General features: G+C 55.9%; 11 protein-coding genes. 1 reads left to right on the forward strand and 10 read right to left on the reverse strand.

Annotation, left to right across the window (positions count from 1 at the left end; translation table 11 throughout):
- Positions 1 to 402 precede the first annotated feature (402 nt).
- The 9 genes from JNN07_03610 to JNN07_03650 form a co-directional block, all read right to left on the reverse strand.
- Entirely contained in the window at positions 403 to 1,938 is a 1,536-nt protein-coding gene (locus JNN07_03610) for a hypothetical protein (protein MBL9166803.1), read from the reverse strand.
- A 16-nt stretch (positions 1,939 to 1,954) separates the two neighbouring features.
- Entirely contained in the window at positions 1,955 to 3,115 is a 1,161-nt protein-coding gene (locus JNN07_03615) for a Gfo/Idh/MocA family oxidoreductase (GenBank protein ID MBL9166804.1), read from the reverse strand.
- Between the two features lie 358 nt (positions 3,116 to 3,473).
- Positions 3,474 to 3,944: a DUF3991 domain-containing protein gene (locus JNN07_03620; protein MBL9166805.1), complete on the reverse strand. Its 471-nt coding sequence runs from the start codon at positions 3,942 to 3,944 to the stop codon at positions 3,474 to 3,476.
- Positions 3,945 to 4,372: 428 nt separating this feature from the next.
- Positions 4,373 to 5,929, reverse strand: a complete 1,557-nt coding sequence (locus JNN07_03625; protein MBL9166806.1) for an IS66 family transposase — start codon at positions 5,927 to 5,929, stop codon at positions 4,373 to 4,375.
- Positions 5,930 to 6,007: 78 nt separating this feature from the next.
- Positions 6,008 to 6,364, reverse strand: coding sequence for an IS66 family insertion sequence element accessory protein TnpB (tnpB, locus tag JNN07_03630; protein ID MBL9166807.1), 357 nt, complete (start codon positions 6,362 to 6,364; stop codon positions 6,008 to 6,010).
- On the reverse strand, positions 6,358 to 6,687 hold the full coding sequence (locus JNN07_03635; GenBank protein MBL9166808.1) for a hypothetical protein: 330 nt from the start codon (positions 6,685 to 6,687) through the stop codon (positions 6,358 to 6,360). Before JNN07_03635 ends, tnpB begins: the two co-directional genes overlap by 7 nt.
- A gap of 57 nt (positions 6,688 to 6,744) precedes the next feature.
- Positions 6,745 to 7,038, reverse strand: a complete 294-nt coding sequence (locus JNN07_03640; protein MBL9166809.1) for a hypothetical protein — start codon at positions 7,036 to 7,038, stop codon at positions 6,745 to 6,747.
- Between the two features lie 219 nt (positions 7,039 to 7,257).
- Positions 7,258 to 7,722 carry a hypothetical protein gene (locus JNN07_03645; GenBank protein MBL9166810.1) on the reverse strand — a complete coding sequence of 155 codons (465 nt, stop codon included), beginning with the start codon at positions 7,720 to 7,722 and terminating at the stop codon, positions 7,258 to 7,260.
- Positions 7,723 to 7,726: 4 nt separating this feature from the next.
- A complete protein-coding gene (locus JNN07_03650; protein MBL9166811.1) occupies positions 7,727 to 12,934 on the reverse strand; it encodes an RHS repeat-associated core domain-containing protein in 5,208 nt (1,735 codons plus the stop codon).
- Between the two features lie 177 nt (positions 12,935 to 13,111).
- Between JNN07_03650 and JNN07_03655 the strand changes: the two genes are divergently transcribed.
- A complete protein-coding gene (locus JNN07_03655; protein ID MBL9166812.1) occupies positions 13,112 to 13,405 on the forward strand; it encodes a hypothetical protein in 294 nt (97 codons plus the stop codon).
- 91 nt (positions 13,406 to 13,496) lie between these two features.
- Here JNN07_03655 and JNN07_03660 read toward each other — a convergent pair whose 3' ends face one another.
- Positions 13,497 to 16,481 carry a hypothetical protein gene (locus JNN07_03660; protein MBL9166813.1) on the reverse strand — a complete coding sequence of 995 codons (2,985 nt, stop codon included), beginning with the start codon at positions 16,479 to 16,481 and terminating at the stop codon, positions 13,497 to 13,499.
- Between the last annotated feature and the right edge of the window lie 37 nt (positions 16,482 to 16,518).

The raw sequence follows: 16,518 nt of genomic DNA on the forward strand, positions 1-16,518 counted from the left end.
GGGGTTGTGGATTCTATGGCGTTTTCCCCAGGGTAGCTCGTTCCTCCCAACCCTGGGCTTTGAGGCGCAATCCCGTTGGGATAGGGAGGAAGCCCTCCGAACTTGTGGGTAATGCTCAGGGCACGACACCGCTTTTCCTTCCCGCCACCTCAATCCCTCTCGTGCGCCCACTAGCACCAGGCACACGCCCAGCCACTGCGTCGCGTGCAGGAAAAGCGGAGACATGTCCTCATATTCGTCACCCCGACGGAGTCGGGATCCCGATCTCACCCACCTTGATCCCACCCGCTGGAGCTCTTGGGTCGAGGAATCGATTACGATTACGATTACGAGGGGAGGGCGACCCTACGGACCGCCCCGGAATCTTAATCGGAAACGTTGTCGACTTATTTGGGTTCAGCCTTATCCCTGCAACACCCGCTTCAGCAGATTCTCCGTGATGCGCTGGACTCTTGGATCAGGCCCCTGTGGGCTCACATATACCGAGGGACGCAGGTAGCCCGGAGGCGCACTGAGCCCGTCCCCCCACCAAATCGTGCTGGCGTTAAAGACAAAGTTGCCGTGCGGCCCCGGGTAGATCGTCGCGGTGTAGGTCCCCCCGTTGGGCTGTCCCGGCCCTTTGAAGGTGGGTCCGGTGGACACCACCTCCAGACCAGGAATCTTCGCCGGGTCGCCGTGCCACTCCCAGCCTACCAAACCCTTGATCGCATCGCCCTTCTTCATGCCGGTCCCGGAAAAAATCCAGTGGTCCGGCAGTTCACAAGCCCAGTCGGCTCCTCCCGTTACCGGCGGTATGCTCCGTGCGCCCACCAAGAGATTGGAGTTGGGGCTTTGATGGGGCAACTGCGCCATGTGATCGAACGGTTCAGGGGGATCAGGCGGCGAAAAAACATCCAGCCTTTCAAAGACCCGATTTCCTATTCCTGCTGCATCCGGGCTGAATAGAATTCGTCCGCAGCAGGTATTCCCCGAAAGGAACAGGACGTTCAGTCCTCGCTGCACGGCTCGCCGCATGGTATGGAACATCTCGATCGACCAATACTCATCGTGGCCCACGGAGAGGAACCCCTTCGCCCGCCGAAGGGTCTGAGGTCGAACGTGGGTATCCACGTTGGAAATGTAGCTGACGTCGTATCCCCGCGACTCCAGCCAAAAGGCGGTGGGAAACTCCCAGAGCAGGAATTCCCCCGATCCAGTGCTCAACGGCGCGTCGAAGATTTGGCAATAGCGACCATACGGTCGGTTGAAGCCCACCTGAACCCGATCGCCCCAATACCACTGGCTGCGACCATCGTCATAGAGGGAGAACTGGCTGGGCCAGCGATTGTAGGCCTGCCAGGTGGTATCGCTGCACTGAAACAGAAAATCGGCGCGACGGTCGTCCCGAACGATGAAAATCACGTAGCTTTGAACCCCTGTCTTCAACGATGTGAGCTTACCCAGGTACACACCGCTGAGCCAATCGGAGGGAATCTTCAGCCGGGCTGAAACAGACCAGCGGCAGTCACGTAATCGCTTGTCGCCGATCGAAGGATCCGGCTGGGTCAACCCGCTCAGCTTGCCAAACGAATGCACCTGACGGCCACCCGCGCCACCGTAATAACCCAACCGATACACATCCAAGGTGAAATCCGAGGCGGGGTTGGTGCTTACGTAGAAGTCCAAGGTCTCCCCAGCCCGAATGCTGGTGTGCGAACAATAGCCCTCAATCCACGGGCAACGATACTTGGTGGCTGGATCGATGCGGCTCTGGGTCAACATCCAGTCGCGAGTGCCAGGCAGCGCGTTCTCCCGCACGATGGCGTTCGGCTCCCCCGAAAGGCGGTCCAGCGGCAGCGAGGAGCAACCCGCTAACGCAGCTCCTGCTCCCAGGCCGGCCGAAGCTCGCAGCCAGTCCCGTCGGGAAAGTGGCCCATTCGGATTTAAAGGTGCATTCATAGTTGAGACTTGAACGTTACGCCGAAAGGGGATGTTTGCGCGACTTGAGGGGAAAGGTCACCGGTCGGCCTCCCTCCAGCGCCGAAGCATAGACCGCCATAACCATTTCCACCGCCCAAGCCGCGTTGACAGCGCTGCACTCCGGCTCTCGATCCTGAGCCACTGCCGCCAACCAGTCGCCCGAAGCGTCCAGTGCGGGAGGGGGAGGGGACTTGACCTGGCCTGCCTCTAGCGGCTGCCAGCGATCCTCGCGTCCGCTGGCCGTCCAGTTCGTGCTGGATCTCAGGAAGACATGCGGCGTGGTATCGCTATTGATTCGCGCCACTCCGCGACTCCCATAAAGCTCCAGTCCCCAGTAACCGACCGTCTCGCGCAGCTTGCCGTGACTGGCAAAGCTCCCCATCACGCCGCCGGGGAATTCGAACGAGGCGAACACTTCATCGCCCGCCACCCATCCGACGTCATCCTTTACCTTGCGACGATCCTCCGGTCGCAAGCTGCGACCCTGCCAGCGCACGCGCCCGCTGCAATTCACAGGGTCTCCGGCAAACAGGCGCATCAGATCCAATAGGTGAGTGCCCAGAACCATCAGGTCTTCTCCTCCGGCGCGGGCATCCTGCTTGCCATAGGCTCTCAGCTCCACCAGGTCCCCCAGCCGGCCCTCCCGAATCGCCTGGCGAAGCAGGAGGACTTTCGGCGCCAGACGCACCGTGTGGGCCACCGCAATCTTCAAGCCCTTGCGTCGCGACAACGCGAGCAGGTCGTCGGCCTCATCCGGAGAACAGGTGAAGGGTTTTTCGACATAGAGATGAGCCCCCGCCTCCAGCGCCGCGCGGCAGATCGCGTGATGCTGATCGGCATGCCGCATGGCCACACTCACCAGGCTGGGGCGTTCCGCCTTCAGCATCTCCCGGAAATCGGAGTATAGCTTCGGCGCGCCGATCCGTTTCCCCACCGATTGTCGTCCGGCTGGATCGGGGTCCGCCACAGCAACGAGCTCAATCCCGGGGCGACCCTGAAAAATAAGTTCGAGGCCATGTCCGTAGTCACCCCGGCCCGTATGTCCGATTACCGCAGCTCGATGGCGTATGGCCGGGGCAGGGAGATCCTCGGCAGCCAACCGCCCGACGAGAGACAAGCCCGCGCTCGCCTGCAGAAATAAACGGCGCGTGATCATGAGGTTCGAAGGATGTTCATGGATTAAACGCGGATCGGAAGAAAGAATGCCCTGAGGACGGAATGGGAGCAATGTGGAACTGAGCGTCGAACCGCGAAGGACAACTCTAAGACAAGACCCAAACCGCTCCTGTGGCCGCAAGAAACGAAAGATGACGAAAGAACTTCGGAGTCCAGCCCCCTCACCCACCCTGCATCCGTCCGCCTTTTTCGTCTCCTTTCGGTTTTTGCGGCTAATGCTGGAGTCCCTGCTAACAATGCCCCTCTGTTTTGAGTTGCATTCGGCCGTCCCCTCCCACGCCCTCGATGGGCCGAGACGGCCCTTTGCTCCTTTCTAGCGGGCATTGATTACCAATGCCTTAGCACTCAGATCGGCCTTTAAAATCGGGCATTTCTCGCTTTCGAGCAAGACTATTCGGTCGTACTCCTGAGCCGCCGACGTTTACCGGGTGATAACTCCTTTGCTGGCAAATTCGCTGGCAACAGACACGGAGATGGGTCGGATACAGAACGTGGCAACTCAGAGCATCGATCGCTGATTCGCAGAGCGCGATGGCTTGGGGAGAGGTAGCTGAGACGGAGAAGAACCCACGATCTTTGCGGGAGCCTGGAGCCATGCCACGCCAGGACTGCGGGGTGGTTCCAAGCAACTCAGCTCCGACGGCGGTGAGCGGGGTTTCACCCAGGAGGAAGACGGCATTGCCCCGAGCATCGGCGTAGAGCAGTCCCGATCGAACGAGCGGCGCGAGTAGCGAACCGGGCAACTGTCGTTCTTGGGTGAGATAACGTTCGACGCGAGGCCAGTGCTGCACCACCGGAGGTGGGTTCACTGGGGGCGAGCTCAACCTGCACGAAGGCGATAGGCTGTTTCTTCTGGGCCGATCGATGTCGCCAGGCCGCGAAGGTGGTGTAATTGAGCCCATACTTGCGGGCGAAGGCGGCTGCGGACAAACCGCTGGAATCGAACTTAGCCAGTAAGCGAGCCCTGCGAGCAGCCTTGGCGGCCCGGCGCCGAAGACGGGGCTATTTGGAAACCGATTACGGTGGCAGGTTGGGAAAACGGTCGAAATCTTTCTGACCTCAGTTCGGCCAAAAGCACGATGTCAATTAAGTGCGGAACAAATAGATCCTGCTTGATCGTCCGAACGAAACGTTTCGCATAAGAGTTCAAGTTGGGCGTAAGCGGTGATTTGACGACCCCCTTGCGGGCCAGCAGATTTGGGTTAGCCTTCTTGGTTTTCTCCGCACTGCAGCAGGTCTACGCCGCTCGGCTGACGTTTATCGCGCGAGCCTCTTTCCACTTGATCGGCGTCAGTTCGCCCACAGTATGATTCGTGGACGATGGAAGCCGAGTGAGCACGTCCTTCAGGTATTCATACGGCTCGATACCGTGGATTCGGCAGTTGGCGATTAGAGTGTAGATCACCGCATTGCGCTGGCCCGCCTCTTCGGATCCGAAAAACATCCAGTTCCTTTTTCCGATTGCTGTTGGCCTGATTTTGTTCTCGATGAGGTTGTTTGTCCACTCGACCTCCCCGTGGTCGATGATCCGAACCAGCGCAGGCCACTGGTTCAACGCATATCGAATGGCTTCCCCCATCTTGCTCTTGGGCAGATACCGGGGCTGCAATTGAATCAGGGCGCGATGGAGCCGGTCGACTACCACCCGGTGACAGGATGCTCGTTTTACTTCGCGCATCGCCGCTCCGGCACCGGTCTCGCGGAGCTCGGCTTCCCATTGGTACAACCAGCCCATCTGATTGAGGATCCATCCGACTTGTCGGGGCGCTTGCTTCTGAGCTTCAAAGAAGCCTCTCCTCGCGTGAGCCCAACAACCAAAGAGGTCGGTCCCCGACCTGCTTTTGACGAACGCTGGATACGCACCGTAACCGTCGCACTGGATCTTCCCCTTGAAGTCAGGCCCCAGCAGGGAGTCCAAGCACTTGGCTGCCCGGCTCGCATGCCACTCGAAAATCACACACTTTCCGGGGACATGCCCCGTCCACAGATAACCTTGGCTGCATTCACCATTTCCGGGATCCAGATATTTGATTGGCGTCTCATCCAGCTGCACGTAAGGACTGACTTGGAAGTCGGCTTTGATGCACCTGACGATGGCTTCCAGGAGTGTCGATCCTTGCTTCATCCACAGCACCATCTGCTGACGAGCGATGAAGACGCCATGTCGTTCCCAGAAAATCGATTGCTGACGGTAGAACGGCAGATGATCCGCAAACTTGCTCACCAAGAGATAGGCCAGGAGTCCGGGCGCCGCCATTCCGCTGGCACGTTCTGGAGCAGGTGCTACCACCGGCGGCATTGCTCGGTCGGCCACTCGCACATACTTGGGCCGAACGATCTCCAGCCAAAAGAACTTGCCAGGTTGGTAGTCGAGTTGACGGCTAACTTCCTGGCCGATCTCTTTCCATTTCTCGGGTTCGGCTTGCACGTCCTTAGGCTCGATGACGTTCTTCACTACTTCCAAGTTGTCCGGCGTACGAACTCGAGTGGAACTGTTACGCTCGCCGCGCCGAGGGGATGGGGCCGCTGGCTTGGAAGGCACGGGAACCGACACCTCGGTTTCATCCAAGCCACTTAAGAGCAGTTCCAACTGGGCGCTGCTCAATTGTTCGCTCTTTTTGCCAAAGTAGCGACGTGCCAGGGCATCGAGCTTTTGTCGTAGCAGCGAGCTCTCCAATCTGGACTCTTTGAGTGCCTCTTGCAGTTGCGCGATCGTCTGCGAGGAGGCTTGCTGCAACTCCTTCAGCTGCTGCTGCAGCTGGGTGATTTGATGTTGCAGTGAGGCGAGGTTCATCGGAGTCGTTGGTCTGACGACGCCGATGAAAACTCGTTCAAACTTTGTGAATAATTTGTGCGCTCGTGGAGAACGCTCTCACTTTGCGCCTTCGTACCAAGCACGACGGCCCGCATCCTTGAGTTCCACGCCGTCGAGTAAGAGTTGGAGCGCTTGCGGGGCGAGCTGAAGTTTACTCCCCGATTCGGTGGCACTCTGGGGCCAGCGGTAAGTCCCTTCCTCGAGACGCTTCATCAGGATGCACACGCCAGTTCCGTCGAAATACAGAATCTTGATCCTATTCCGACGGCGGTTGCCAAAGACAAAGAGAGCGCCACTCTTCGGATCTTCTCCCAGCTGTTGCTGAGCTGCGGCCCACAGACCGGTGAAGCTGGCGCGCAAGTCGCACGGTGCGGTGGCCAGGAACACTTTCAGGTGAGAGTGAAAGCTTAGCATGGGCTCTGGAGGCAACGCAGGAGGCGGGCTGCCAGTTCAATTTGTTCGGCAGAGGTGATACGCACTCGAGCGAGAGTGCCGACTTCCACAGTGAGGTAGATGGGTTCACTGGGGGCGAGCTCAACCTGCGCGAAGGCGATAGGCTGTTTCTTCTGGGCCGATCGATGTCGCCAGGCCGCGAAGGTGGTGTAATTGAGCCCATGCTTGCGGGCGAAGGCGGCCGCGGACAGACCGCTGGAATCGAACTTAGCCAGTAAGCGAGCTCTGCGAGCAGCCTTAGCTGCCCGGCGCCGAAGACGGACGGAACTTTGAGGTGATTTCATGCGACGCCTCCATACCAGCTCGCGCCGCTATCCGCTAGGGGGTCGACAAATCACCGCTTACAGTTGGGCGACCGCGCTGGTAGCTTCAGAGGCTCCACTCCAGCGGGCTTCAAGGTCCCACGAAATTGTTCCATGAAGAGAGAGGGTCCTGGTCAATACGAACTTGGACCCCGAGGTGAGCCGCACTCGAGCGAGGGTGCGGACCTTCATAGTTAGGTTGGTGGGCTCACTGGAGGCGAGCTCAACCTGCGCGAAGGCGATAGGCTGTTTCTTCTGGGCCGATCGATGTCGCCAGGCCGCGAAGGTGCTGTAATTGAGCCCATACTTGCGGGCGAAGGCGGCTGCGGACAAACTGCTGGAATCGAACTTAGCCAGTAGGCGAGCCCTGCGAGCAGCCTTAACTGCCCGTCGCCGAAGACGGAAGGAACTTTACATGCGACGACTCCTTACCACCTCGCGCCGCTATCCGCCAGTAGGTCGCTAAATCACCGCTTACCCTTAACGTGCAATTTTGTCCGCTCCGATAAGTGACCCCAGCAGGGGCACTTCCTCTGGTCCGACCAAGACCGTTCAGTTGGAATCGGCTACCACCCGAGCAATTCGGGTGCCGGGGTCTGTGTGTTCGCGGCCCGGAATGGCTTCCTTAGTCTTCACAAAATGGATCTCTCCATTTGCCAATCCCACGAAGCACGTAGTTAAAACAATGTTGGTCGGCGCATTCTTGCACAACAAGATTATGCGAAATCCATGATCGCTGTTCGAAGCGAGGATCTGGTTATCCCAGGTGAGGTAGTTCCAATCATGCTCCTTGCCCCCAATCTCGAGATAAGCTGGAACAAACTCTGCTTTCGTCGGCGCGCGACCTCCATTGGTTTTTGCGAGCATAAAAGCGACCTCCAAGCTCAGGCGAGTGATCAACTGCCCACTACCGTAATTCGGGTGCCCTTTGGACATGCTTTTTCTATCCGGCCAAACAGTAAAAGCTACGCATGCCAAACAGATTGCCGCTGCTAGCAGGGATAGGGACTTTAACATACGGTCACCATTGAATATCGCACTCACAACAGATGTAATCTAGTTTCGTAACAACTTGTCGTTGATTCCAATCCTTGGTGCAGCAACCTCCGTGGGGTGAGCGTAACGCAGTGTTAAAAGCGTCTATCACAGGCGTCTCATATTTAGTGTTGAACGCTTGTTTTTGGGCTTCAGTGTCATGGCTGGCACCATCGGCGTTATGCCCCTTGAGTTCATGATAGAGTGTCACAATCAGATTCTGCATGCTTCTGCAACTTCTAGCATCATCCACGGTCGCCTTGGAAATAAACGATGCCGATTGTCGCCGTTGGAGAAGACGGTTTTTATAGTCCAGCGTGTATCCATCGACACCCAATGCAGGCGAAGGCCGCCCGCTTCCAATCGTCAAAAAGTTTGCCTCGTATACTCCATTTCTTGGTTTAGGCAGAGCGAACCCTAACCGAGCCAACATACATTGTGCCTTCGAATAGGAAGTTCCACTCTGGAATGGCCAAAGGTCGCCGGAGTTTGCAATCCACATCAATTGTTCGCTTCGCTTGATAAATACATCATGACGATCAAACTTCTCTGGAAGGAGTAGCCGTGAATCCAGGTCGTATACGGTGATGAGTCCATCGGGGTCGAATTTCAGCAGCGGGTCATTGTAGACAAACCCATAAAGATTGATCCCTCCACTTTCCTGAACTGGATCTCTGGATAGCCAGCCTCCCGTGGAGGCATTGTAAAATCTGTAGCCATAATAGAGCAGATCCGATTCCTCATCCTGGCACTTCGTCGAAAACCGCATCGGGTTGGACTTGGCGATCATACCTGAAGCCCTTGTTACCTCACCAAATGGCCCATACTCGTAGTGAGCCGTCTTCGATGAATCCGAAGTCTTAGCCATCGCCGATACATTCCCGTTGCCGTCGTAAGCGTAAAAATGACTCGTGCTCGTCGCAGCATCCGTAAGCATGAGGAGCCCGCCAATTCCTCCAGCCCCCTCAGGTGAACCGCTTAAATCCAGTCCCCACACATACCCCCGAATCACATTGTTGTTCGCTGCGTTGATTTCCGCCAGGCAACGCCATCCGTCATTCAAGTATTTCGTGTCGCTTTTGATCTGGTAGCTCCCGTTGTTGGTGTAGCTCTTCCGGGCGATCAGGCGACTCTGATAGTCGTACGTGTAGGTGATTTTTCGTTTCGAGGCCGAGGGTGCCGTGGCCTGGCTCTCCAACTGGGTTAGCCGATTTTCCGCATCCCACGTATACACCCACCGCCCGTCATTCGTCAGGTTCCCGTCAGCATCATACGAAAATGCCTCCGGAGTCTTTGGCACGAAGACATAACCGTTTACACTGTTGTTGGTAGGACCGAACGTCGCCAAGCTGGTGATCGAAAGAAAGTCGGCGGCGGAAGCGTTGTTGGCGGTGGCTTCTCCCCAGTAGTATTCACCCTTTCGCGAAGTGGCTTGGGAGTTCACCGTCATCGTTGAAGCCGGAAGCGCGATTCCCGAAACATTCACCTGAGCAGGGACGGTTCGGCTCGTGTATTGATTCAGATTGTTGGCGGAATAGGTGGCGCTCCGTTGGTTCAATCCATTGGTATCGCCACCTACCTTCGTGCTGCTGCGGTTTCCGATGTCGTCGAAAGCATAGTCAAATTGCTGGCCTGTCACGACGGTCCCGTCCGCCCAATACCGCTTGCCGCTCGTGACCTGCCCCAGTTTGTCATACTCGTAGATCCAATAGGACCCATCGACCAGGTCGACGCGCGTGCGCTGATTGGCGTCGTTGTAGAGGTAACCGTGGCTCGCGATCACCGAAGATCCAGCGGTCGAGGAGATCGACAGCAACCGATTGAGATAATCGTAGGACTTGGCGGTGGTCATCCGAGTCGTCGTGTTCTCTCGGAATAAGACCTGACTCACCAGGGGGGAGTTGGCGAGGTAGGAATAACTAGCCGAGTAAATCCCATTGGTCACGCCCTGCAACCGACCACCAGGGTCATAACCGTAGGTGGCAGTGCTCAGGGTTGTTGACGGTGACGTGACCATGGCTTTAACGACACTTCTCCTCATTAAGGTGTCGTATTGGTTGGTGATCGTCAATCCGTTTAAGGTTCCGGCGGTTCCTTTCTCCGAGATGGGCAAGCCCGCCTCGGTGTAAAGGATCGCAGTGGTGTCGCTACCCCGAGCGATGGTGGTCTTGCGACCCATGCGATCCAGCGTGTAGGTCACATCCGGCGTGGAATCGGAATAATCGATCGTGACCACATCACCTAAAGAGTTGGTAGTGTAGGTAGTTGTGATACCTCGCGCCCATTTCCGGGTTTTAAGTTTCCCTCCAGCGGTATAGGTATAACTGGGGCCGATCCCATCCGCATACACCTTGTTGGTGAGGAATCCTCGGTAACCATCGTATTTCCAAGTGGTCGTCGCCGTACCCGTGTTCCCAGCAAAATCCTTCCATGTTTTCATGGTCAGCATCCGGCCCTGCGCGTCATAGGTGTATTCCACCGGGTAGGTCCTGGATCCGTAGGTTTTCTTGAGTTCTCCGGTCAGAAAATACTCATTGGTCATCGAGGTCGAATCAGGGTAGGTCGTTTTGAAAACCCGTCCGCGGTTGTTATACTCGACACTAGTGGTCTGCGCCCCCTGACCATTGCCTGCTACAGGTGTGGTCACTGAGATCACCTGGTCGGCGCTGTTGTAGGCCTGCGTAGTGGTCCCATTCCTGGCATCAGTGGTCTGATGTTGCCTCCCGTGCGTATCATACCCATAGGTCGTCTTGGCGATCTGAACATTGTTCGAAGCATACCGCGTAACGGATGCCAGCCGTCCCGTTGCATAGAGTGTGATGGAATACGTGTTGTCGGGCTCCGTCGCTGTCACGGTCCACGAGGCGTTGATGGGAGTGGTTCTCACAGAGTTTCGAGTCAGGCCGAAACTGGTCTGCCAGGTGCGCAGACCGTCGGTGCTCTGCTCGGAAATCGATACGAGATTCGAGACGGCAGAACTGTTGGTAGCCCATAGATATGACTTGCTCTGCACTACGTTGTATCCGTGAGCAGTCGTGACCAGCTTCTGAGCCCGCTGAACTCGATCGAGCCCCGCGAAGTCGATCACTCCGTCCCGGTCCTGGTCCACAGCAGTGTATTCGAGATTCCCCTCGCCGTTGTATTGCATGAGCTGGATAACACCGTCCGCATCGATCGTTTTGACTTGCTGCCCCTTGATGTTCCAAAACGTTTGAACGTTCGCTCCGTCAGACATCACCGTCTTATAGTTCCGACCGGCCATATCCAAATATCGCTTACTCCATTCCGATGTATCGCTGCCGCTGGCGGTTAGCTTAATCTCCTTCTCGAAATAGCGCTGCACACCCCCATCGGACTCCACGCCATACTCGTACCTGATCGGATGCACTGAAGTCCCGGTCACCTTCTCCAGTCGACCATCCCGGAAATACTTGTTCGTAAGGGTGGACCCGTCCGCGTAAGTGTTGGTGGCAGTCCGTTGATAACTGCTGATCGTCTCGCCCATCGTTGTCACTTGGCTAAGGGCATTGGTTTCGCTAATTACTTCGCCCCGGCTATTGAACTTCCTGCTCCCTAAGATGAGCAGGCTTCCCGAGGTGGGCCACCGTCCCTCAGCAAATGTACGCCCATGAGAATCCAAAAGATTGGTCATGGTGATACCGTTAATCTTCGTTGAAGTCGTGCGAGAAAGTGCATCCTTCTCGAAGGTTGTCACGGTCCCATTACGATTAGTTATCGTGATCGGACCGCAACATCCATAGTCAGTCCAAGAGAAAGTTCCATCCAAGTGAGTAGTTTTCCTGGGTCGGAATTGCGAATCGTGCTGAGAGTACACTTCAGACGCGATCGTGATTCCGGACTCAATGTCGACAACGGTTCTGCTAAGCAGCTCACTGCAGGGACCCGCCACGCTGATGGTCTTCGTCCCACGGACTATGTTGGTATAACTTGCCCCCGGCTCTCCAGAGAAGAGAGTGTTAGTCATATAGCCCGTAGAATTCGTGGCATATTGATGGATCTGCATCGTGCCATCTGGATGTCTTCGACTCTGGATCCAGCCGAAAAAAAGGTCTTGGTTGGTCACGGTCTTCGTAATGGTGACAAGGTTACTCGAATTATCCCAGGCTGCCCCAGGCGTCACACACACGATCTCTCGGGTTTCTCCTGGAAGGTAAACCCAGTAGCGACGTCCGATCTCCTGACCTAATATCCGTTCGATTTCGCGCCGTGGCCTGATCGTGTCCTGTTCAACCCAATCTCCAGAACCCGCTATAACGTTAGTGGTATAATCGCGCTCCCAAGCACGCGTCAAATTCACACTGTTTGTCGGCGCTTGATTTAAGAAAACAGCAAACACATTGGTCGCTCGGCCCTCAGTGTCATTCTGATAAATTGTCCAACTCCCATCGGCTCTTACGACCTTCTCTAGGATACCATTTGTCGAATAACTGAAATAGTTGGTCATTGCTTCGCTACCCGCTCCGAATACTTCCTCGGTTTTCAGCTCACGCGAGCCGATCGGTTTCAGGGTCACCATTTTGCAGGAAAGGAGTGTGTTCGTATTGTTTTGGAAGAACTCGGTGGCGATGGTCCTAGTAGAAGCCACGGTGTTTGTGGTCTCACAACGTCGCTCAATTCTTACTCCTCCTCCCCCACTCAACTGCCAGCCGTTCCCCAACCAATCGTAACGATTGGTCAGCCCGACCGAATCGACAATCTGAACAGAGTTGCTCGTGTTGCCGCTGGCATCGGGATTGCTCACGGTGATACTTTGGACAGGTGACCCAGAATAAGTATAGAGGCCGCCACTGATTGCTCCGACATTGCCTATGGGATAAAAATCTACTGCGTATTTGCTTCCACTCAGAGTAACCACGTTCATGAGTCCTTCAGCCACCTTAAGTTGCCGGACCTGGCTGGATCCGTCACGGATCAGAACCCGTTCGTTGTTCGTCTGATAGTTGAACTGTAAGCATGCCGGAGTATAAACAGCCTTCGTTGGAACGGCTTCCCGAATTGTCAGTCCGCCTGCCACTTGACCAAAGGCACGGGTCCCACCGAAAAGCTCCACCGCGACTCCCAGATTCATCTGACCCGAGGTAGCGAAGTTGGAAGGTGCCGCCTGTCCTTCGGCCATCATCGGCGAAGGACCACCTTCGCCCCCTGAGGGAGTTGTTCCAGGAGGTGGGCCCATAACGCAGCCACCATCCGGACCGTCCTTGCATCCCTTTTCCCATGCAGCGCGAACTACCACTGTGATCACCTTTTGGCAAGTTCCACTCTCGATGCATGTCGCATTAACCGTAAGGTCGAACTCTCCGACCTTCACCTGTGAGGGGTCAGCAGATTTGGGTCTCAACCTGATCTCAACATGGTTTCCGGAGACATGCACGGCGTCTCTGAACTTAGTGGTAACCTCAATCCCAAGAGTATTTCCCGGGACGCTAGGGAGCTGAAGGTCAATGCAGGTGCTAAAGTTCACATCGTGTGTATATACGGTCAGCGTATTGTCGAAACAGTCACCTTGGTAAAAGGTAATTCTGTCCTTGGAAGTTCCGCACGTAAATGGAGTTTGCGCCCAGCATGGAAGTTCGCCAATCTGGAGAAGGAAAATAAGATAGCACAATGCCCGAATCACCAGCGGATCGACGATGGTAAAAACTGAGTTCTTCTGCGTCCTACGGTTGCGGAGGGAGTGGTTAGTGTTCCGTGTCATCATATCGAGGCGATGCTTGTTAAAGTTAGACAAAAAGCATTTACTTCATCAGCGTGAACACCACCAAGCCGGGGGCTGGTGATCCGATGCCTAGTTTGGAATTGTAGGAGCCCACTCCTTCAAAAAGGGTTTCCCCAGCGTCCAGTGTACCGTCTCCGTCTCCATCTTCGAAAAGGTCCGGCACGCCGTCTCCGTCAGAATCCCACGCAGCCGTGCTGGTTAGTCCTGAGGTCGCCGGATAGTGCAGGCCGATATCCGCCATCGTGTTTGTCTCCTTCACCTGATTGGTCGTGGTGGTGAAGTGATAGAGCCCTATCAGGTTGGCGTTGGTGGTGCCAACATTGATCAACGGGCTCGACGTCGGCTGATAGAAATTCCCCAGCGGTCCTGATAGAAAGGAAATCGAGTTGGTGACATCTAGCCCAACGTTTGCGAATTGGTTGGAGCACGTGGAGCACCCATTGGTGTACCATCCGTTCCATCCTTTGTCCCAATTGTCGCCGTTTTGAGCAGTGACCGCCTGGTAGAAGACCGTATCCCTCACACTGAAAAGCTTCGTGCCGGTGTCGTAGGTGCCTAGCGATCCCCCATAGAGCATGGAGCTGCGGACATAAGCCTTGCGATTGGCATCGCTGGCATCCAACCAAACCGTGGTGGCCACCCGGTCCATCAGACAGTTGGTCAGATTGAACTTACTTCCCGACAACCAGAGCATCCCGCCGTGGAACGAAGTATCCCGAATCACGGTCGGCGAGGCGGTGCTATCCTCTGCTCCGGAGATGTGTGGGTAGGCATCAGTGCCGAGCACTACCCAATCGGTAAACCGAAAAGAAAGCTCGGTCGATGGGACGCTCGTATAAAATGTCCCTCGCGCCACCAGAGCCCCCACATCCCCCTGCCAGGCGGTATTCGCCTGCTCCTGAACTGAATTATACCAGAGGAACCGACAAGGTTGCTCCTCGGTCCCGTTAGCACGGATCTTGCCCCCATAATCGATCCCAAAGATGTAGCTATCCCCCGACGTGGATCTGTATCCGGCGAACACCACTCCCGGTTGAATGGTAATGGTGGTCCCATTCACGGCGTAAAGACCCGACGCGGCGTAATCAATCGGATCGTAATGGTAACCAATAGCATTCCCGACCGTCGCGCGCGGAACGGTCCGCGTGTAGTTGACCGTGGTTGCCATCAGCTGGGAGGGGGACAGCACCACCGGTGGGTAGGTTGTCAGCTTTTTGAGCTCCGCCGCCAGCTGGGAATCGATGTTTGCATTGCCACTCATTCGATAAGGGCTGCCAGCAGCCAGATAATGAGATCCGGCTCCTACCGTCTGATACACCCCAGCTGCGCTGGATAGCACTGTCACATTGGCCCCGAGATAACCCGATGTCGTCGTCACGGCTGTGATCAGGCTGTTCGTCAAGAGGAGCTGCACCCCATTCGTGTTCCCGTTCAGGATCGCTCCGGCATTGAAAGTCACTTGCTCGCATCGCGCTGTGCTGGTGTTGGCGCCCGTGAACCCAATGCCCACGTTGTAGAGCAAGGCATTTCTGACCCGCGCTGAAGCGTTGGTTAAGGTGATCGCATTGCTACAGTTGACGAATTGAGCATGAGAAATCGTGTGGCCCGTCCTGCCCAGAATCCGAATGGCATTGTGCGCATGGGAGATGCGCAGGTTCTTGAGCAGGAAATCAACTCCGGCGGAATTCCCATCCAAGTCCAGGGCCACAGTGGCATATTTGCCGGTAAGCGCGTTGGTCCGGACGGTTTCCCCAATGCTTTCATCATCTATCGCGGTCATTACCAGCGGGCGTCCCGAACTAACGCGGAAATCTACCGGCCCCGTCACTCGCAACTGTGCAGAATTTGTATACTTGAGAACCGATGACTCGAATACTGTTGATCCTGAACAGGTTACAGTGCCTGAAATATAGTAAGTGGAATCCGCCTTGAACGTGAAGTTGGCGATGCTCCCGGTGGTGCCCAGCATAAAATCGATTACGAAGGCGGGCCTTGCCTTCCAATCCATGGCCATGAGCTCGCTGGTCTTCGGTTTGCCGACCGAGGCGGTTCGCTTCTCGCGGGGTTTTTGAGTCAATTGCGCGACCAACTCTCGGTCGCTCTTGACCGGCTTGCGCTTGGCCAGCTGGGGGATGTTGTTTCGGGGTTTTCCAGCAGCGGCTTGATCTAGCTTATCGAGAAACGGCTTAGCTTTTGGGTATTCAATTTTTTCAACGAGGAAGCGCCTATTATCGATCGTACCGAATGCCTTGAGGACTGGCACAGAGACGTCCTGGTTATCAGCAGCGAAGGCCTTACCTGATCCGATCTTGGTGGAACCGAAATCGATTTCGACATCGGTGGCAACCTCGCCCTCAAATAGCGGAACAACTACGGAGTCGGGGGCAGTCAAAAATTCACTCCATAATTCTATCGTTGTAGTTTCAGGAATTAGGCCGTACTCAGCCGGGTTTAACTGAGCCTCTTTTTCGTCGAAGATGACGCAATCCTGTTCAATGCCCGAGCGCGTCAGAATTATTCTGATCCCTGCCCCTGGGAACGCGCCATCGTAGAAAACTGTGTTCGGTGCGATAAGGCGCCCTTGCGCGTTTTGAATCTCGGAAACGACAACGCTCTGACCGGTGCCATCCCGCAGGGCCAAGAAGACTGGACTAATCTCAAAATGCTGACCGTCCTCGGTAACCACATCGATGGCGTTGGCTCGATTGATGTCGGCGCTCAGAGTGACTTTGAGCGGCCCTTGATTTCCGACGAACCCATTTTCGAACACTTGAAATTCTTCCCGCGAGAGTTCCCAGGTCGCGTTCGGTCCATCCGGTAGGTAGCAAAGTCCATCCGCTAACTCTGTGAATCGGTTGGTTCGATAGCGCGTGGCTCCGCTCTGATCGACGAAACTTTTAACTCGCTGGAGCACCTGATGGTGCGGGCCACGCTCCAGGACTTGCAGCTCCTGCGCTGCGCAGGGAAGAGCGATCGCGACCAGAAGCAGGAATGCGCTTTTCATAAATTGAGAGGAAGAATTGCCACGCGGGGACGGAACA

It is taken from the genome of Verrucomicrobiales bacterium (assembly GCA_016793885.1).
Taxonomy (GTDB): domain Bacteria; phylum Verrucomicrobiota; class Verrucomicrobiia; order Limisphaerales; family UBA11320; genus UBA11320.